Raw genomic sequence first — 19,235 nt, forward strand, 5'->3', positions numbered from 1 at the left:
AGGTGATGCCATGACCGACTTCATAATCATCGGCGCCGGCCCGGCCGGCTGCGTACTCGCCAACCGGCTGAGCGAAGATCCGTCGCATCAGGTGCTGCTGCTCGAAGCCGGCGGCAAGGACTGGCATCCGCTGATCCACATGCCGGCCGGTTTTGCCAGGATGACCAAGGGCATCGCCGCCTGGGGCTGGTCGACTGTGCCGCAAAAGCACATGAACGACCGCGTCTTCCGATACACGCAGGCCAAGGTGATCGGTGGCGGCTCGTCGATCAACGCCCAGATCTATACGCGCGGCAACGCCCGCGACTACGACGCCTGGGAGAAGGAAGAAGGTCTTGCCGGCTGGGGCTATCGCGACGTGCTGCCCTATTTCAAACGCGCCGAGAACAATCAACGTTATGCCAACGATTTTCACGGCGACCAGGGGCCGCTCGGCGTGTCGAACCCGATCGCGCCGCTGCCGATCTGCGAGGCCTATTTCCGCGCCGGGCAGGAGATGGGCATCCCCTTCAATCCCGACTTCAACGGCGCCAGCCAGGAGGGCGTCGGCTATTACCAATTGACGCAGAAGGACGCAAAACGCTCTTCGGCCTCGGTCGCTTATCTCCGGCCGATCCGCGAACGCAAGAACCTGACGGTCAGGACCGGCGTTCTGGTGACGCGCATCGTCGTCGACAAGGGCCGCGCCATCGGCGTCGAGATCGTCGACAGGCCGGGCGGTCAGCCAGCGATCCTGCGCGCCGAACGCGAGGTGATCGTCTCATCCGGCGCCATCGGCTCGCCAAAGCTTTTGATGCAGTCGGGCATCGGCCCGGCCGACCATTTGAAAGCGGTCGGCGTGACGCCTGTGCACGACCTGCCAGGCGTCGGCTCCAATCTGCAGGATCATCTCGACCTGTTCGTCATCGCCGAATGCACCGGCGATCACACTTACGACAACTACGCCAAGCTGCACTGGATGGCGTGGGCCGGCCTTCAGTACCTGCTCCTGAAGAAAGGCCCGGTGGCCTCCAGCCTGTTCGAAACCGGCGGCTTCTGGTACGCCGATCCGACCGCCGCCTCTCCCGATATCCAGCTGCATCTCGGCCTCGGCTCCGGCATCGAGGCCGGCGTCGAGAAGCTGAACAATCCGGGCGTGACACTGAATTCGGCCTTCCTGCGCCCGCGCTCGCGCGGCACGGTGCGGCTGAACAGTGCCGACCCGGCAGACCGCCCGCTGATCGATCCGAACTATTGGTCCGATCCCTATGACCGCGACATGTCGATCAAGGGGCTGAGGCTGGCGCGCGAGATCATGCGGCAGAAAGCGCTGCAGCCCTATGTGCTGCGCGAGGTACTGCCGGGACCCGACCTGCAGAGCGGCGACGAGCTGTTCGACTACGCCTGCCGCAGTTCCAAGACCGACCACCACCCGGTCGGCACCTGCCGCATGGGCTACGATGCGATGAGCGTCGTGACGCCGGAGCTCAGGCTACGTGGCATCGATGGCCTGCGTGTCTGCGACGCCTCGGTGATGCCGCGCATCCCCTCCTCCAACACCAATGCCCCGACGATCATGGTTGGTGAAAAGGGGGCCGATCTGATCCTTGGCCGCGAGCCGCTGCCGCCGGCGGTGTTTTCCACCAACCGAGCGGCATGAGGGACAAGGAATGATCCGGCACTGTGTTTTCGTCAGATTCCGCAACGATGTCGCTAACGCCGAGCGGGCGGCGATCCATGCCGATCTCGAAGCGTTGCGGTCGATGATCGACGGCATGGGCAAGGTCGAATTCAGCGCCAACACCAGCCCCGAACCCTTCGCCCGCGGCTTCACGCACGGCTTCACCATCGACTTTCGCGATGCCGCCACGCGCGATGCCTATCTCGTGCATGAAGCGCATCAGCGAGCCGGCACCCGGCTGGTGGCGGCGCTCGAAGGCGGCACGGACGGCCTGATGGTGTTCGACCTGGAGATCGCGTGACTATCCCATTCTCAGCGCAACGACGCCGGCAACGATGCTAAGCACCGCGGCACCTCGCCATGCCGTCATCTTCTCGCCGAGCGCGAACACCGAGATCATCATGGCGAACAGGATCGATGTTTCGCGCAGCGACGCCACCGAGGCGATCGGCGCCTTGGTCATCGCCCACATCACGATCCAGTAGGCGCCGCCGCTGAGCACGCCGGTATAGATTCCGGGCTTCCAGTCGCGCGCCAGCACCGGCAGCGCCTGTGGTCCGCGAAAGACGACGCATAGCACCAGCGCCCACAGCGCATCGCAGACGAACAGCCAGGCGGCATAACTCGACGCGGTGGCGGCCAGCCGCGCGCCGCTGCCGTCCGACAGCGTGTAGCTGGCGATGAAGATCGATGTGCCCAGCGCGAAGCCGACGGCGCGCAGGTTCAATTTCTCCAGATGCGCGCCGCCGCGAAACGACAGCACCAGCGTGCCCGCCGACAACAAGAGGATGCCGAGAATGGCGAGCGGCGCCGGCATCTCGGCAACCACCACAACGCCCCCCAAAGCGGCCAGCAATGGCGCGGTGCCGCGCGCCAGCGGATAGGTCTGGGCGAAATCGCCGGCCTTGTAGGCGCCGATCAGGAACGTCCTGTAGCCCATGTGGAAGACAACCGAGGCGAGGATGTATGGCCACACTTCCGGCTTCGGCACCTCGACGAAAGGCAACGTCACCAGCGCAGCGGCACCCATGCCGAGCGTCATCAGTGTGATCGACAGGAAACGGTCGAGATGGACCTTGACCAGCGCGTTCCAGATCGCATGCATGGATGCGGCGGCGAGCACCGCGAAAAAGACAAACAGGCTCATCGGCGGTTCATCCGCCGCCCGTCCCGATGACGATCGGCGTCTCCAGGTCGATATCGACCCAGAGCGGAAAATGGTCGGAAGCGATTTGGCCGATATCGGCGCTGACCGAGCGCACGCGCCCGGCAAACATGCCGCCGACGAAGCAATGGTCGAGCCGGCGCTTTGCCAGCCTGCCATCGATAGTCTTCACATGGGTGTGGAAATCCGCTGTCGGTTCCATTGCGACGGCGGCGGCATCGACAAAACCGTCGAGATAGGCGGCACCGCGATGATAGGGCGCGCTGCCGACAATGCGCCGGTACTCGGCGCTATCCGGCTCCATGTTGAAGTCGCCCAACCAGATCGCCGCTACGGGGTTTTCTGGCTCCTGTTCGCCATTGCTCCAGTTGCGCGCCGGCTCGTCGTCGGCGCCGCTCCATGGACCGCCCTCGGACGGCGCGCTGCGATGCTCGGCGAGCAAATAGTCGATCTGCTCCAGCCGCTCCTCGGCCGCGATATGCGCCAGATGCAACGACAGCACCCGCACCGGACCGGCAGGGGCGCGGATCATGCATTCGAGTGCGGCATTGCGGGTGTTGAGCGGCCGCAGCGTGCGCCTGAGCGGCAGCGTATGCAGCCGCGACCAGACGATCGGCAGCTTCGACAGAACCATGGTGCCGAATTGCCGCCGCCGGTTGACGATGCGGCCGTCACGCCTGTGGCTGGCATCCATGTCGAAGGCCGGGCCGTAGACCCAATGGTAGTCGGGCAGCAATCGCGAAAGAAGTTCCGGCTGGTCGTCCTCGTTGCTGCGTAACCAGTGCCGCTCGACTTCCTGCAAGGCGATGATGTCGGCACCGGCGACGACCTTGGCGCAACGCGCCAGATCGTAGCGGCCATCGCCGCCGAAGCCGTACTGGATGTTATAGCTGACCAGCTTCATTGCTTATCCGGCTCAGTTTCCTGCTGGCAGTAGCCGTTCGGTGGATTGGTTGCAATGTGCAGCCGGACGGAGGGAGCTTGGGCCAGATGCTAAGTCGTCAGTGGCTGGAACCGCCCGGGCGGGGATGCCGCCAGTTCCGACCAGTCGATCTCTTCCTCGAGGCGGTGGTAGGCCTCGTCGCCGATCGTTCCGTCGATGCGCAGGCGCTCCAGTGCATCGCGCTGGCTCTTGATGGCATAAAGACGCAACCTGTCATACTCGGTCGCCGCCTGGGCATCCTCCGGGTTCTCGGCGATGGCGCGCTGGGCGGCATATTGCTCGCGCACCGCCCCCGCGGCGCTCGACGTCTTGCCGCTGAGCACGTCGAGCGCAGCCTGCATGATGGCGACGCGCGCCTGCGCCACCTCCCGGTCGACCGTCTGGTCGGGCTTGAGATTGAGCACGCTGAGCAACGGCTTCAGGCTGACGCCTTGCAGCACCAGCGTGCCGAGCACGACCGTGAAAGCGGCGAGCACGATCGGATCACGGCCCGGAAAGTCGGCCGGCAAGGCGAAGGCTGCCGCAAGCGTCACCAGGCCGCGCATGCCGCACCAGCCGATAAGCACGCCGCCGCGAAATGTCGGTGCGTCCTTCCGCCTGTCCTCGTCGCCCAGACGTGCCAGCGCTCTGAGGATCGCGCCGCAGCCCAGCACCCAGACGAGCCGCGATACGATGACAATGGCCAGCACCGCCAGGGCAAAGACGAACGCCTCGCTTTGTCCTTGCTCGGCAAGTCGACCGACAATCGATCGCGCTTGCAGGCCCATCAGGACGAAGGCCAGGACGTTGAGCACGAACACCGCCGTCTCCCAGACCGAGTAGGAACTGACACGATTCCTTGCCGGCATGCGGCGCGGCGATGTACGGGCGATCGTCATGGCATAGACGACGATCGTGATGATGGCGGACAGCCCTATCCTGTCGGCCAGGATCCAGACGCCAAAGGTTGAGGCGAATTGCACCACGGTGCCGCTCGCCGGGTCGTCGATACGGCCGAGTATGGCGAGAGACAACCGGCCTAGCACATAGCCTGCGGCAAGGCTGCCGACCGTCGACAGCAGGATCATTGGTACGGCACTGCTCAACAGGATGGAGCCGGCGGCTGCGGAAACCGACATTCGGTAGATCAGCAGTGCCGTCGCGTCATTGAGAAGGCTCTCGCCTTCCAGGATGGCGGTGATGCGGTGCGGTACCTTGAACTGCCCGAGCACGGCCGCCGCTGCCACCGCATCGGGCGGCGCCACAATCGCGCCAAGCGCTATGGCGGCGGCGACGGGCAGGCCTGCCATCGTCCAGCCCACCAGAGCGACCGCCACCGTGGTGAAGATGACGGCGCCAAGCGCCAGCAGGATGAGCGAAACCTTGTAGCGGTTGAGATCGCGCAGCGACGTGTCGTAGGCCGCGTCGAGCAGAACCGGCGCGATGAACAGAGCGAGCGCCAGCTCCGGGTCGATCTCGATGGTCGGGGCAAACGGCAGGAAGGCGATGCCAGCGCCGGCCAGCGCCAACAATGAAGGATAGGGAATCTGCAGACGCCGCGACAGCGCGGTCAGGACGACCGCGATGAGAAGCAGGACAAGGGTGAGTTCAAAAAGCGCCATGCCTTATCGTAGCGGTGAAGCCGGGCGATTGGCACTGCAAAAACGGCAACGGCTTTGGCTGATGGTGAGTGGTGATTGGTGAATGGCTGCGTGTAGAGGAATTTGGCGCGTAAAGCGCATTCTCACTATTCACTATTCACTATTCCCTCTTCCCTCTTCCCTAATGCAGCACCAGCATGTCGCCCGACGAGAACGAAATCTCGGCCTTTTCGCCGACGGCCGGCGGCGGCGTGGCCGGGCTGTTGAACGTGTCTAGCGAGACGGTGCTGCCGCCGATGCCGACGCGCACCCGGATCACCGAGCCGAGGAAATGCACCTCGGCGATTTCGCCCGAAAGGCTGGAGTCGCGGCCGGGGTGGCGGCCGAGCGAAATCGCTTCCGGACGCAGTGCCAACGACAGCGTGTCGCCGGATTTCGAGCCGTTGAGCTTGCCCTTGAGCGAAACCTCTTGCGAATTGACGCGCACCTTGCCCGAAGCCGCGTCGGTGACCGTGCCTTCAAGCACGTTCAGCGTGCCGACGAAATTGGCAACGAATTTGGTTGCCGGCCGGTTGTAGATCTCGAACGGCGTGCCTACTTGCTCGGCCTTGCCGCCATACATGACGGCAATGCGGTCGGAGATCGACAGCGCCTCTTCCTGGTCGTGGGTGACGAAGATGGTGGTGATGCCGAGCTTCTTCTGGATCGAGCGGATTTCCTCGCGCAGCGACACGCGCACCTTCGCGTCGAGCGCCGATAGCGGCTCATCGAGCAGCAACAGCTTCGGCTTCGGCGCAATTGCCCGCGCCAGCGCGATGCGCTGCTGCTGGCCGCCGGAAAGCTGGTAGGGATAGCGGTCGCCCATCTGCGGCAGCTTGATGATGTCGAGCATTTCGGCAATGCGCCTGTCGGCATCGGCCTTTGGCATGCCGGCGACCTTCAGCCCGAAGCCGATATTCTGCGCCACGGTGAGGTTCGGAAACAGCGCATAGGCCTGGAACACCATGCCGACATTGCGCTGGTTGGGCTTCAGCCGGGTGATGTCCTTGCCGGCCACGACGATCTTGCCGGCGGACGGCTCTTCGAAACCAGCGACCATGCGGAGCACCGTCGTCTTGCCGCAGCCCGATGGCCCAAGGAAAGAGACGAATTCGCCCGGCTCGACGTCGAGGTTGAAATCCTGCACCACGGTGATGGGGCCGAAGGATTTTCGCACATGCTGGATTGAGAGGAAGGGCTCGGTCATGGCTTTTTCCTTCGGGTCAGTTCGGACGGTTCGCCGATCGCGGCGCGAAACGCGACAGGATCTGGATCAGCGACATGCAGCCCCAGGTGATGGCGAAGGCGATGATGGCAAGCGCCGCCGGCTCGTAGGCTCGGTTAGCGCCGACGTTCTGCAGATAGGGTCCGAAGGCAGGCCGGTTGAGCAGGCTAGCCATGGTGAATTCGCCTATCACGATGGCGAAGGTCAGGAAGGCGCCCGACAGCACCGCGATCAGCACATTGGGCAGGATGACCCGGGTGATGATCGTGCCCCAGCCGGCGCCGAGAATCTGCGCCGCCTCGGTCAGTGTCCGCACGTCGATCGTGCGAAGTCCGGTGTCGACGGCGCGATACATGTAGGGCAGTGCTAGTGTCGCATAACCGATGACCAGCAAGGCATTGGCTCCTGTCTCGCTGCCCAGGAACGGCAGCGGTGAGTTCGACCCGTACATTCTAATGTAGCCGAAGACGATGACGATGGCGGGAATGACCAGCGGCAGCAGCGTGATGAACTCGACGACGGGCCTAAGCTGCGGCATCCGCAGGCGGATCCAATAAGCGGTAGGCACCACGATCAGCACGCCGAGAATGATGGTGAAAACAGCAGCGAGTACGGAATAGCCGAAGGTCGCCTGGAAACGGGGGTCGCCAAACACGACTTTGTACGCATCGAAGGAATAGGCGCCGCGCCGCATGCGCATGGAAAATTCCACCGTCGCGATAAGCGGAATGAAGAAGTAGGCAGCGCCCAGCGCGAAGACGACCCAGGCCCAGAAACGTCCGCTCTTCATTTAAGCCACCTTTCCGAGCGCGTCCGGAACCAGATGTAGAAGACATTGGCAAGCCCGGTGATGACGATCATACCGAAGGCAATGGCATAGCCGAGATGGGCATTGTGCAGCACGTCACCGCGGATCTGCGCGTAGAGCAGGATAGGGACGATGTTAAGCGAGGAGCCGGTCAGAGCGTAAGCGGTGGCGATGGCACCGAAGGCGTTGGCGAACAAGAGGATGACGGTGCCGAGGAAGCTTGGCCAGATCACCGGAATGACGACCATACGCCAGAACTGCGCCTGGGTCGCGCCAAGCGTTGCCGCCGCTTCGCCCCATTCCTTCTTCAGTCCGTCGATCGCTGGCACGATGATCACCACCATCAGCGGGATCTGGAAATAGACATAGGTCAGTGTCAGGCCCCAGAACGACAGGATGTTGAAACCATGGGCATAAATGTTGAAGCCGACCAAGACGTTGAGCAGCACCGTGGCGAGCCCGAGCCGGCCGAGCGTCGCGAGAAAGGCGAAGGCCAGCGGCACGCCGGCAAAATTGGAGGCCACGCCGGAGAAGGTCAGTGTCGCCGAGCGTATCCACTCCGGCAGCCCGCCGCGCACGATGGCGATGGCAATGGCAAGCCCCGCGAAAGCACCGATCAGCGACGAGGCGAGGCTGACCTTGATTGAGATCCAGTAGGCAGCAACGATCGACGGCTGCGCCAAGGCCGCTATGTTTTCGAAAGTGAATTCGCCGGCATCGTTCCGGAATGCGCCCAGCATCAGATAGAGCGTGGGCAGGATCAGGAACATGATGGCGAAGATGAAGAAAGGCGCAACGCCAAGCCATTGTGTCGGCAGCCTCATGCTGCGGGCGTCGGCAGGAGGCGCGGTCTTCCCGGCAACAGCGTGATCGGACAACGAGATATCGGTCATGCGCCGGCTACCGTCCTGGAGGTATGCCGGGCGGCGATCTAAGCCGCCCGGCTGATCTCAAGTCTTACTTGACGTTGGCGCCGACGACGGCATCCCAGTTCTTGGTGATGGCTTCCTTGGCCTTGCCCTGCTCGTCGAGCGTCGGGAACACCGCGGCTGCATAGGACTCGGCCGGCGGCAGCTTGGCCATCACCTCAGCCGGGAGCTTGCCATTCTTGGCGAGGTCGTTGAAGCGGATCGGGTGACAATAGCCCTTCAGCCAGCCGATCTGGCCTTCGTCGGAATAGAGATATTCCAGCCATAGCTTGGCAGCATTCGGGTGTGGCGCGTAGGCGCTGATCGCCTGAACATAGACGCCGGCGACGACACCGGTCTTCGGCACGACGACGTCGACCGGCGGATTGCCCTTCAGCGTATCGCGGCCGGCAAGCGCGTTATAATCCCAGGTCACCAGGATTGGCGTCTGGCCTTGGGCAAGCGTCGCGGGCTTGCCGATGACCGGCACGAAATTGCCGGCGGCGTTGAGCTTCTTGAAGAAGTCGAGACCAGCCGTGCCGGCGGCTTCGCCGGCGGCCGCACCGCTGGAAAGGCCGGCGGCATAGACGGCCTGGATGGCCTGGTTCGAAGCACGCGGGTCACCGGCGAGCGCCACGGTATTGGCAAATTCCGGCTTCAGCAGGTCGGCCCAGTCGGCCGGCGCTTCCTTGACCAGGTCCTTGTTCACCAGAAACGAAAGCACGCCGTAATAGTCGCCGGTCCAAAAGCCTTCGGCATCCTTGGCGCTGTCCGGGATCGAGTCCCAGGTTGATACTTTATAAGCCTGGATCAGGCCATCCTTCTTTGCGGTCGGGCCGAAGGACAGGCCGACGTCGATAACGTCGGGCGCCTGCGGGCCCTTGTTGTCCTTGTTGGCCTTGATCGCCTCGACCTCGTCGCCGGAGCCGGCATCGGGGTTGAGTTCGTTGATGGTGATTTCCGGGTACTTCGCCTTGAAGCCGTCGATGACGGCGCCATAGCCGCACCAGTCATGCGGCAGCGCGATGGTCGTGAGCTGGCCTTCAGCCTTGGCTGCGGCGACCAGTTCATCCATGGACTGGGCCGACGAGATGGCAGAGGTCGCCATCAGGGCGACGGCCGTAAGGGAAAGCAGTTTTCCCGTGAATTTGAACATGTGTTCTCTCCGTTGAACTGACGCCGTTGGACGCCTGCGATGCGGTATCGTTTTCGTGTGACAGCCAGATGAAAGCTCTGTGAAAGCGATGCCCTGCAGTACGAAAAAGTAAACTCTTTTTAACCGGCTGTAGCAATCGCTACGCGGCTATTTTTCCGGCTAACTAGTTTCGGCCTTGCCGTTCATCCTTTCCCCCTTTCTTCGCCTCTTTTCCAAAGTGGATTTCCAATGCGGAAGTTGTCTCAGACGGCGCCGGCGATGGCGTTTTCGAGCAGCGTCAGCGCCGCCTTCTTGGTCAGCTTGACCGGGTTGCCGCCGGCGGTCGGGTCGACCACCGCCATGTCGGCGATCAGGCCCTTGCGCTTCTTGTCCATGTCGAGCTCCTTGATCAGGCCGGGCAGCGCATGCGGCACCTTGAGCTCTTTGCGCAGCTTGATGACAGCCTTGGCAAAGCCGTCGAACCCGCCCTTGATGCCGCAATAGGCGGCGAGCCGGGCGATGCGCGGCTCGATCGCCTCGCGGTTGAAGGCCAGCACATAGGGCATGAACACGGCGTTGGTCATGCCGTGGTGGGTGTCGTAGAGCGCACCGATCGGATGCGACAGCGAGTGAATCGCGCCAAGCCCTTTCTGGAAGGCGGCGGCCCCCATGGCGGCCGCGCTCATCATGTTGGCGCGGGCGACCAGATCCTTGCCGTTGGCATAGGCTTTCGGCAGGTTTTCGAAGACCAGCCTGATGCCTTCCACCGCGATGCCGTCGGCCATCGGGTGATAGCCCGGCGCACAATAGGCTTCGAGGCAATGGGCAAGCGCATCCATGCCGGTGCCGGCGGTGATGAAGCCGGGCATGCCCACCGACAGCTCCGGATCGGCAATGACGATCGCCGGCAAGAGTTTGGGATGGAAGATGACCTTCTTGGTGTGGGTCGCCTCATTGGTGATGACGCCGGCGCGACCGACCTCCGAGCCGGTGCCGGCCGTGGTCGGCACCGCGATGATCGGCGCGATCGCATCGGCATCGGCGCGCGTCCACCAGTCGCCGACATCCTCGAAATCCCAGACCGGGCGTGTCTGCCCGGCCTGGAAGGCGATCAGCTTGCCGAGGTCGAGCGCCGAGCCGCCGCCAAAGGCGATGACGCCGTCATGCTTGCCCTGCTTGAAAACGGCAATGCCGGCGGTCAGGTTGGAATCGACCGGGTTCGGCTTGACCTCGGAAAACACGCCATACGGCACCTTGGCATCGTCCAGTATTTTCAGCGTCGAAGCCACCACCGGCAGTTTGGCCAGTCCCGGGTCGGTAACGAACAGCGGCCGCTTGATGCCGGTCGCCGCCAGCACCTCCGGCAGCTCCTTGATGCGTCCGGCGCCGAAGCGGACGGTCGTCGGGTAATTCCATTTGGAAACGAGTTTTGTCATTTTTGTCTTTCGAAAAATCAGATGGCTTCGCGCAGATGGTATGATTTCGGCCTGGTCAGATTGTCGTAGCCTATGGCCGACAGTGCCGCGCCCTTGCCGGTGTCCTTGACGCCGGTCCAGACCAGCGCCGGGTCGAGATAGTCGCAGCGGTTCATGAACACGGTGCCGGTCTCGACGCGGTCGCCGATCGCCGCCGCATGCTCAATGTCGCGCGTCCAGATCGAAGCCGTCAGCCCATAGGGGCTGTCGTTCATCAGCGCGATCGCCTCCTCGTCGTTGCGCACCTTCATGATGCCGACGATCGGGCCAAAGCTTTCCTCGCGCATGACGCTCATCTGGTGGTCGACCTGGGTCAGCACTTCCGGCGCCAGATAGGGGGAACCTTGCCTGTCGTTGGCCTCCTTCATATTAATGTGTGCCCTGGCGCCCTTGCGCAACGCCTCGGCCTTCTGCTCGCGGATCAGGTCGGCGAAGCGCGCCTGCGCCATCGGCCCCATGGTGGTCGCCTGGTCGAGCGGATTGCCGACGACGTAGTTCCTGGTCTCGGCAATGAAGCCCTCGACGAATTCATCGTAGACCTTCTCGTGGACATAGACGCGCTCGATGCCGCAGCAGCACTGGCCGGAATTGTAGAAGGCGCCGTCGACCAGATTGGCAACGGCATGGTCCATCTTTGCGTCCGGCAGCACATAGGCCGGATCCTTGCCGCCGAGTTCGAGGCCGAGCGTCATGAAGGTGCCCGCCGCCGCCTTCTCGATGGCGCGGCCGCCGGCGACCGAGCCGGTGAAGTTAACATGGTCGATCTTGCCGGAGCCGAGCAGCCTTTCGGTCTGCGCATGGTTCATGACGAGGTTCTGGAACAGGCCCTTGGGCAGGCCGGCGTTGTCGAACGCCTGCTGAAATCGTTCGCCGACCAACAACGTCTGCGCCGCGTGCTTGAGGATAACGGCGCTGCCCGCCATCAGCGCCGGGACGATGGTGTTGACGGCGGTAAGATAGGGATAGTTCCATGGCGCGATCACCATGACCACGCCGAGCGGCATCTTCTTCACATAGCGCCGAAAGCCGTCCTTGGGATTGGAGGCCAAGACCGGCTTGAGGGCCGCCTCGGCGATCTCGACCATGTAGCTGACACGTTCCCTGACGCCGCCGAACTCGCCGCCATAGCGCACCGGGCGGCCCATCTGCCAGGCGATCTCCGGCACGATCTCGCCGGTCATGGCGACCAGCGCTTCCAGCATGGCAAGCATGTATTTGCCGCGCTCGACGACCGGCGTCTCAGCCCACTTCTCCTGCGCCGCCTTGGCACGTTCGGCCGCGGCACCGATCGACTGGTCGGTGGCAAGAGGCCGTTCGGCATAGATCGAACCGTCGACGGGGGATTTTATCTTGACCGTTTCGGTCATGCTTTGGGTCCTCGCATTCTACAATAATGTCGTTGGTTAGCGCCGCCCCTCATCCGCCTGCCGGCACCTTCTCCCGTATACTGACGGGGAGAAGGGACAAGCTCAGCGCCGGGCCCCCTCTCCCCCGTTCTTCACGGGAGAGGCTGAGGGTGAGGAGCGGCGCCAACGTTGCCAGATTATTCAATACCGCTCGAACCCCCTGTGCAGTTCCCAGTCCGTAATCCGGCGGTCGTACTCGAACTGTTCCCAGTGTGCCGTGTGGACGTAATGTTCCAGCACATCGTCGCCGAGCGCCTGCCTCAGCATTTTCGATTCCGCCAGCGTCGCGGTGGCGTCGCGCAATGTCTTTGGAATTTCAGGCAGCTGCGAGGCCTGGTAGGCATCACCGACGAAGGGCTTCTGCAGTTCAAGCTTTTCATCGATGCCGGCAAGCCCGGCCGCGATCAGCGCGGCGAAAGCCAGATAGGGGTTCAAATCGGCGCCGCCGATGCGGCATTCCATGCGGATGCCCTTGGTGCCCTCGCCGCAAAGACGGAAGCCGGCAGTGCGGTTGTCTTCGCTCCACATGATCTTGGTCGGCGCAAAGGTGCCGGCCTGGAAGCGCTTGTAGGAGTTGATGTAGGGCGCCAGGAACCAGGTGAATTCCTTGGCATATTTGAGCTGGCCGGCCGCCCATTGCTGGCCGAGCGTCGACAGCGTCCACTCGGCATTTTTGTCGTAGAACAACGGCGTCTTGCCGTCGGCGCTCCACAGCGAATTATGGACGTGGCTGGAATTGCCGGCGAGCCCGTAATTGTACTTGGCCATGAACGAGATCGCCTTGCCTTCGGACTCGGCGATTTCCTTGGCGCCGTTCTTCAGGATGACGTGGCGGTCGGCCATGTCGAGCGCCTCGGCATAGCGCACGTTGATCTCCTCCTGGCCGGGACCCCACTCGCCCTTCGAATTCTCGATCGGGATGCTGGCCGCCTCCATCTCGTTGCGCAGCCGGCGCATGACGCCTTCTTCCTTGGTGGTGATGCCGATCTGGTAGTCGCCGATGTAGGGCGATGCCGTCTCGAGGCCCTGCCAGTGCTTCCTGCGGGCGGAATCGTAGGTTTCGCTGAACAGATAGAATTCGAGCTCGGAAGCGAAATAGCCGATATAGCCGCGATCCTGCAGCCGCTTGACCTGCTTCTTCAGCATGGCGCGCGGCGAATGCGCTAGGTCGTCATGGGTATGGTGGTCGAGCACGTCGCAGATCACCAGCGCCGTCTTTTCCAGCCACGGAACGCGCCGCAGCGTCGCAAGGTCCGGCTTCATGACGAAATCGCCATAGCCCTTCGACCAGCTCGCCGCCTTGTAGCCGGGCACCGGTTCCATATCGATGTCTGCGGCCAAGAGATAGTTGCAGCCATGCGTCTCGTCATGCGCGGAATCGACGAAATAGCGGGCCAGGAACCGCTTTCCCGCGAGCCGCCCCTGCATGTCGACGATGCAGGCCAGCACCGTGTCGACCTCGCCGCTGGAGACCGCTTGCTTCAACTGATCGAAGGAGAAATTTCCGGCCATTCCTTTGGCACTCCAGCGCTTGTCGTTTCGGGCTTGTCACTTTGAAAAGGAAACGGAAAGCCATGGCCGGCATGATGCCGGCCATGGTCATGAGAGGGCGTCAGGCGCCGGCTTCGCCTATGGCTAGCTCGGCTGCCTTGATCGCCGCCTGGCGCTTTGCGATCTGGTCTCCAATGGGCGGACCCTGGAAGCGGCGGTTCTCGAAACCGAACCAAAGCACCGCAGTCAGCACAATGAAGCCCAGGGTGATATAGAGCACTTTGTCGTTCGGCGGCTGGATGGCGATGTAGAAGATGATCGCCATGCCGATGACCGACAGGATGCAAAACAGCTTGAACAGGCCGGCGCCGAGATTCCATGGGCCGGGGTTCGGCCATTTCTCCGTTCCGAAAGCCATCATGCCGAGCACGATCGGAATGATGAAGGACAGAAACAGGAACACCAATGTCGAATTGACGACGATGGTATAGATGTTCGTGCCGCCGACCGAGATGAACTGGGCAAGAAAGACATAGATGACCTCGAGCACAGCAGCCGTCCAAATCGCATTGACCGGCGTGCGCCAGGTCGGGCTGACCTTGGCTAGCGAGGCCGAGCCGACCGGCATGCCGCCGTCACGCGAAAAGGCGAAAAGCATGCGCGAGGCAGAGGTGACCGTTGCCAGACCGCAGAGGAACTGCGCGATCAGGATGCCCAGATAGAGCAGTGTCTTCAGCCACGCCGGCAAGATTGCGTCCATCGTGGCGAAGAACACGCCCCAGCCCTGCTTGGCGCCGGCCGCCAGATCCGGAATCGCCAGTACGATCGCGCACAGCATCACCCAGCCGATCAGCGACGACCAGAGTACGGACGAAACGATTGCCCGCGGAACCGAGTGGGCCGCCCTCAACGTTTCTTCCGAAGTATGCGCCGACGCGTCATAGCCAGTGATGGTGTAAACCGGCAGCAGCAGGCAGAGCAGGAAGAGATACGTCATGGAATCGGACTGCGGGAAAACACCGCCCCCCGCATCGCCCGAATAGTTCGTGAACGTCCACAGCCGCGTGATGTCGATCGCTGGCGCAAACACCAGGCAAGCGACGATCAGCACGGCTGTCGTTGCCAGGATCAGGAAGCCGGAGGCGTCCGTCAGCATAGCCGTCAACCTGATGCCGAAATGATTGAGCAGCGCCTGCAACACCGTGATGAAGGCGACAAACCCGACGATCTCACCAGGCGTGCCGGTCATGCCGAAGGCTGCGCCGAAAGTGCCGACGAAAAAGAAAGCCGTGCCGATGTTGATCGCACCGAGCACGGTGATCAGGCCGAGCAGGTTGAGCCATGCGGTCAGCCAGCCAGTGAAACGGTTCCCCAGAATAGATGCCCAGTGATAGAGGCCGCCCGCGGTCGGAAATGCAGAGGCGATCTGGGCCATGGCGAGCGCGAAAAGTCCCGAAACCATGCAGCCGACGATCCAGCCGATACCAGCGCCCGCGCCACCGATGGACGATGTCGCTTGCGCGAAGGAATTGATGCCGCCTGAGAGAATGCAGATGATCGAGAACGAGATCGCGAAATTCGAGAAGCGGCTCATGCTTCGAGAAAGTTCCTGAGCATAGCCCATTCCATGGAGAACTTTCAGGTCCTCCTTCTTATCAACTTCAGTGTAACCCGGTGCTACCATTTTGAAGTCCCCTTTTGGTTTCTTAGCTGGCCGATTGAACTGACTTTCCGACTGCGCTTGGTCTGGGGCCATTGGCCGCCTCGGGCTCCAGATTGAGAAAAATGCCGGTGAGCAGATCCGCCCATTTCCGCTGCCCGGCCGCGCCGGAGATCTCGTCGTTGCGGATTTCGATCATCGCGCAAGGCAGCCCGCGCGAGCGCGCATGGCGTTCCAGCGTGAAATAGACCCGGTCGGCCGGCGAATAGGGTTCGTTGACGCCGACGGTGACGCCGGCAAGCCGCTGCAGCGCCGCGATCAGCGGCGCCGCCAGCCGGCGATCCTCGTCATGGATGATGCCGATGTGCCACGGCCGGCTTTTGCCTTTATAGAGCGGCGTGAAGGAATGGATCGAGACCAGCCTGGTCTCCCGCCCGGCCGCCAGGCGCTCGTCGACGATCGTTGCGATCCGCTCGTGAAACGGTCGCCACGCCAGCGCGATGCGCGCCTGCCGCTGGTCGGCCGAAAGTCCCTGGTTGGCCGGGACCACGGTTTTTTCGCTGGCGCTGACCGTCACTATCAGGTCCGGCGCGTCGAGCGGGCGGTTGCAGTCGATGATGAGCCGCGAGATGCAGGTCTCGACCAGCGTCGCATCCAGTGCCTCGGCCATGCGGCGCGCCACCGGCAAGGCGCCGGGATCCCAGGCGATGTGGCGGGAAAGATCCTCGGCGGCAAGGCCGAGCGTTCCGAATTCCGGTGGCAGGAAATTCGAGGCGTGGTCGCAGGTCAGCACGAAAGGGCTCGATCCGCCAGGGTTCGTCACCCTTACGGTTTCAGGCGATGCAAGGCTGGCGGGCCGTGCTGTCTCCATTGTCTGCTGTCCCCGGGGAGCGCTGTATCGTATGTTACGTATTTTGCCTCATTGCGTCCCTGCGGATGATTTCATACAGTTTGGCCGGCTTTGTCAAACGCGATTTCGATAATGCGGTAACGGCACGGCCAGGGTGGGGAAAAACATGGTTTCCAGCATTGCCGAACTGATCTCCGACCGCATGGGCACCATGCCGGCAGGCGAGCGGCGCGCAGCACAAACGCTGATCGCCAGCTATCCGCTGATCGGGCTGAAGACGGTCGCCGAATTCTCGGCTGCCGCCGGCGTGTCGTCGCCGACGATCCTGCGTTTCGTCGCCCGGCTCGGCTTCCAGAACTATCCGGAATTCCAGTCGACGCTGCAAGACGAGCTGGCGGCGCAATTGCAGTCGCCGGCCTCGCGCACGCTCAATCCGCCATCGCCGGGCAGCAGCGCCGTGTCGCCGATGCTGGAAGCGACGCTGGACAATATGCGCGAGACATTCCGGCATCTCTCGGACAAGCAGCTTGCCGACATCGTCGCCAAGCTTGCCGACCGGCGCGGCAAGACATTCCTGATCGGCGGCCGCTTCACCGACCCGCTGGCGCGCTACATGGCGGCCCACCTTGCTATCATCAAACCCAACGTCTTCCATCTCGCCGGCCAGGAAAGCGTCTGGCGCGACCGGCTGATCGACATGGGCAAGCGCGACGTGCTGGTGATCTTCGACATCAGGCGCTATCAGGACAGCCTCGTCCGCTTTGCCGAGACCGCCAACCAGCGCGGCGTGCAGATCGTGCTGTTTACCGACCAGTGGCTGTCGCCGATCGCCCGCTTTGCCCGCCATGTCATCGCCGGGCGCACCGCCGTGCCTTCGGCCTGGGACTCATCCGCCGCCCTTTTCGTCGTTGCCGAAGCGCTGATCGGCGCCGTCACAAGGCAGCTCGAGGCCGACGGCGCCAAACGCATCCGCGAGCTGGAAAGCCTGCGGTAGCGCAGGCTTTTGGAAAAGCACGCTCCTGGCCGCGCCTAGTCAACCAAAAAACTGACCATCTGCAGGATCAGGATCAGCAACAAAACGCCAAAGGCAGACGCCAAAACAGCTGCCAGCAGGACGATGCGTTGTTTCTTACCCACAGCTCCCCCGGGGAAGCATAGCTCCCGTCCACGACGACGAATGTCAGTCCTGCCCTATCGCTCAACCACCGTCCCACGTCATCAAGACCCGCCTGCGGCTTGGCGGAGGAGTAATGACGACTTGCTTCACGCGCGAAATGAACCGCTGGGGCCAAGGTGCTCGCTTGGAGGGACGGCTGCATCATTCATCCGAACCATGTCACGGCCGAATGACCACCTTGCCGTTCGGGCTTAACCATTTCAGCCGCAAACCGTGCCATCGCCGCAGTCCGGATACTTTTGGCGTGGCAAGGATAATCGTAGTTCGGCTAGCCTTGTCGATGCGAAGCCGCTCCTTGAACCATCAGTCAAACAGCGGTGAACTGCGCGGAGGAAATCGATGAGCTATCTGGACGAGCTGTTCTCAGTCGCCGGCAAGACGGCGCTGGTCACCGGCGCCGCGACCGGCATCGGCCGCATGGCGGCGACCGCTCTGGTCAAGGCCGGCGCCACCGTGATGATCGCCTCGCGCAAGGGCGAGGATTGCGTCGGGGTAGCCGGCGAGTTGAACGGCCTTGGCGCGCCCGGCAGGGCGGAAGGTTTTGCCGGCGACGTCTCCAGCGAGGCCGGCATTGCGGCGCTTGTGGCCGAGGTCAGGGGGCGCGGACCGAGCGGCTGCATATCCTGGTCAACAATGCCGGCATCTCCTGGGGGGCGCCGCTGGAAAGCTTTCCCTACCATGCCTGGGCCAAGGTGTTCGGCGTCAATGTGACCGCGGTCTTCCACCTGACGCGCGAGTTGCTGCCACTGCTCGAGGCCGCCGCCAGCGATGCCGACCCGGCCCGGGTGATCAACCTCGGATCGGTGATGGGCACGCAGCCTTTGGCCGAAGATGCCTACTCCTACTCGGCCTCGAAGGCCGAGGTTCACCACCTGACGCGCATCCTGGCGATCGAATTCGCCGCCCGCCGCATCACGGTCAACGCCTTTGCGCCTGGCGCTTTCCGGAGCCGGATGACGGCCTTCGCCACCGGCACCGAAGACCAGGAAAGACATGTCGGCAATCATGTTCCGATCGGCCGCATCGGCGCACCGGATGACATTGCCGGCGCAACGCTCTATTTGTGCAGCCGTGCCGGCAGCTATGTCACCGGCGCCATCCTGTCGATCGATGGCGGGCAGTCGGTGCAACACGGGCTGACATTATTCAAGGAATGAGACGCACGCCATCCGGCGAGTGAAATGCCGGGGGTGAAGATGGAGGACATCAGCGTGGAACCGATCAGTCTCGATGTGCTTCTGGCCAACGTCGGCAAGGAGGTCGGCGTGTCGCCATGGCGGGTCGTCACCCAGCGCATGATCGACCAGTTCGCCGATGCCACCGACGACCATCAGTTCATCCATTGCGATCCGGAACGCGCCAGCCGCGAAACGCCGTTCGGCGGCACCATCGCGCATGGCTTCCTGTCGCTTTCGCTGTTGTCGGCGATGACCTTCGAAACCATGCCGCCGCTGGAAAACAGCAAGATGGGCGTCAATCATGGCTTCGATTCGCTGCGCTTCCTGGCGCCGGTGAAGACCGGCTCGCGCATCCGCACCCGTTTCGTGCTGGCTGACGTCAAGGTCAGGCCGTCCGGCTGGGTGCAGACGGCGCACGACGTGACTATCGAGATCGAGGGCTCGAAAAAACCGGCGCTGACCGCGCGCTGGCTGACGCTGACGCTGATCGAACGCCAACCGGAAGCGGTTTGACTGGCATCCAACGCCCGGGGAC

16 protein-coding genes and 1 pseudogene are annotated in these 19,235 nt (G+C 63.0%); 5 read left to right on the forward strand and 12 right to left on the reverse strand.

Annotation, left to right across the window (positions count from 1 at the left end; translation table 11 throughout):
• The first annotated feature begins 10 nt into the window (after positions 1-10).
• Complete coding sequence (locus NKH80_RS09000) at positions 11-1,639, forward strand: GMC family oxidoreductase (protein ID WP_352991049.1); 1,629 nt, start codon at positions 11-13, stop codon at positions 1,637-1,639.
• A gap of 10 nt (positions 1,640-1,649) precedes the next feature.
• Positions 1,650-1,961 (forward strand): Dabb family protein, encoded by a 312-nt coding sequence (locus NKH80_RS09005; RefSeq protein WP_352991052.1) that lies wholly within the window; start codon positions 1,650-1,652, stop codon positions 1,959-1,961.
• Here the strand turns inward: NKH80_RS09005 and NKH80_RS09010 are convergent, their stop codons facing one another.
• From NKH80_RS09010 to NKH80_RS09065, 12 genes are all read right to left on the reverse strand, one after another.
• The gene (locus NKH80_RS09010) at positions 1,962-2,807 is read right to left on the reverse strand and encodes an EamA family transporter (protein ID WP_352506363.1); all 846 of its coding nucleotides are present in this window, start codon (positions 2,805-2,807) and stop codon (positions 1,962-1,964) included.
• A 7-nt stretch (positions 2,808-2,814) separates the two neighbouring features.
• On the reverse strand, positions 2,815-3,729 hold the full coding sequence (locus tag NKH80_RS09015; RefSeq protein WP_352991055.1) for an endonuclease/exonuclease/phosphatase family protein: 915 nt from the start codon (positions 3,727-3,729) through the stop codon (positions 2,815-2,817).
• An 89-nt stretch (positions 3,730-3,818) separates the two neighbouring features.
• Complete coding sequence (locus tag NKH80_RS09020) at positions 3,819-5,369, reverse strand: cation:proton antiporter (protein ID WP_352702750.1); 1,551 nt, start codon at positions 5,367-5,369, stop codon at positions 3,819-3,821.
• Positions 5,370-5,529: 160 nt separating this feature from the next.
• The gene (locus NKH80_RS09025) at positions 5,530-6,594 is read right to left on the reverse strand and encodes an ABC transporter ATP-binding protein (RefSeq protein ID WP_352991058.1); all 1,065 of its coding nucleotides are present in this window, start codon (positions 6,592-6,594) and stop codon (positions 5,530-5,532) included.
• A 16-nt stretch (positions 6,595-6,610) separates the two neighbouring features.
• A complete protein-coding gene (locus NKH80_RS09030) occupies positions 6,611-7,402 on the reverse strand; it encodes an ABC transporter permease (RefSeq protein ID WP_352478173.1) in 792 nt (263 codons plus the stop codon).
• Positions 7,399-8,313, reverse strand: coding sequence for an ABC transporter permease (locus NKH80_RS09035; RefSeq protein WP_023675356.1), 915 nt, complete (start codon positions 8,311-8,313; stop codon positions 7,399-7,401). The genes NKH80_RS09030 and NKH80_RS09035 overlap by 4 nt, the downstream gene beginning before the upstream one ends.
• A gap of 64 nt (positions 8,314-8,377) precedes the next feature.
• Positions 8,378-9,484 (reverse strand): ABC transporter substrate-binding protein, encoded by a 1,107-nt coding sequence (locus tag NKH80_RS09040; RefSeq protein WP_352991061.1) that lies wholly within the window; start codon positions 9,482-9,484, stop codon positions 8,378-8,380.
• A gap of 242 nt (positions 9,485-9,726) precedes the next feature.
• Positions 9,727-10,899 carry an iron-containing alcohol dehydrogenase gene (locus NKH80_RS09045; protein ID WP_352991064.1) on the reverse strand — a complete coding sequence of 391 codons (1,173 nt, stop codon included), beginning with the start codon at positions 10,897-10,899 and terminating at the stop codon, positions 9,727-9,729.
• A 17-nt stretch (positions 10,900-10,916) separates the two neighbouring features.
• On the reverse strand, positions 10,917-12,305 hold the full coding sequence (locus NKH80_RS09050) for an aldehyde dehydrogenase family protein (RefSeq protein WP_352991066.1): 1,389 nt from the start codon (positions 12,303-12,305) through the stop codon (positions 10,917-10,919).
• Between the two features lie 180 nt (positions 12,306-12,485).
• A complete protein-coding gene (locus NKH80_RS09055; RefSeq protein ID WP_352752563.1) occupies positions 12,486-13,856 on the reverse strand; it encodes a glutamine synthetase family protein in 1,371 nt (456 codons plus the stop codon).
• A 100-nt stretch (positions 13,857-13,956) separates the two neighbouring features.
• A complete protein-coding gene (locus tag NKH80_RS09060; protein ID WP_352752565.1) occupies positions 13,957-15,519 on the reverse strand; it encodes an amino acid permease in 1,563 nt (520 codons plus the stop codon).
• 22 nt (positions 15,520-15,541) lie between these two features.
• Entirely contained in the window at positions 15,542-16,366 is an 825-nt protein-coding gene (locus NKH80_RS09065) for an N-formylglutamate amidohydrolase (protein WP_352991069.1), read from the reverse strand.
• A 145-nt stretch (positions 16,367-16,511) separates the two neighbouring features.
• Between NKH80_RS09065 and NKH80_RS09070 the strand changes: the two genes are divergently transcribed.
• The 3 genes and pseudogenes from NKH80_RS09070 to NKH80_RS09080 all read left to right on the forward strand — a co-directional run bounded on the left by NKH80_RS09070 (position 16,512) and on the right by NKH80_RS09080 (position 19,213).
• Positions 16,512-17,339, forward strand: coding sequence for a MurR/RpiR family transcriptional regulator (locus NKH80_RS09070; protein ID WP_352991071.1), 828 nt, complete (start codon positions 16,512-16,514; stop codon positions 17,337-17,339).
• Between the two features lie 522 nt (positions 17,340-17,861).
• A pseudogene (locus NKH80_RS09075) lies at positions 17,862-18,679 on the forward strand (SDR family oxidoreductase).
• Between the two features lie 39 nt (positions 18,680-18,718).
• Complete coding sequence (locus tag NKH80_RS09080; RefSeq protein WP_031211357.1) at positions 18,719-19,213, forward strand: MaoC family dehydratase; 495 nt, start codon at positions 18,719-18,721, stop codon at positions 19,211-19,213.
• The last annotated feature ends 22 nt before the right edge of the window (positions 19,214-19,235 follow it).

This window comes from Mesorhizobium sp. M0904 (genome assembly GCF_040319475.1).
Taxonomy (GTDB): Bacteria; Pseudomonadota; Alphaproteobacteria; order Rhizobiales; family Rhizobiaceae; genus Mesorhizobium.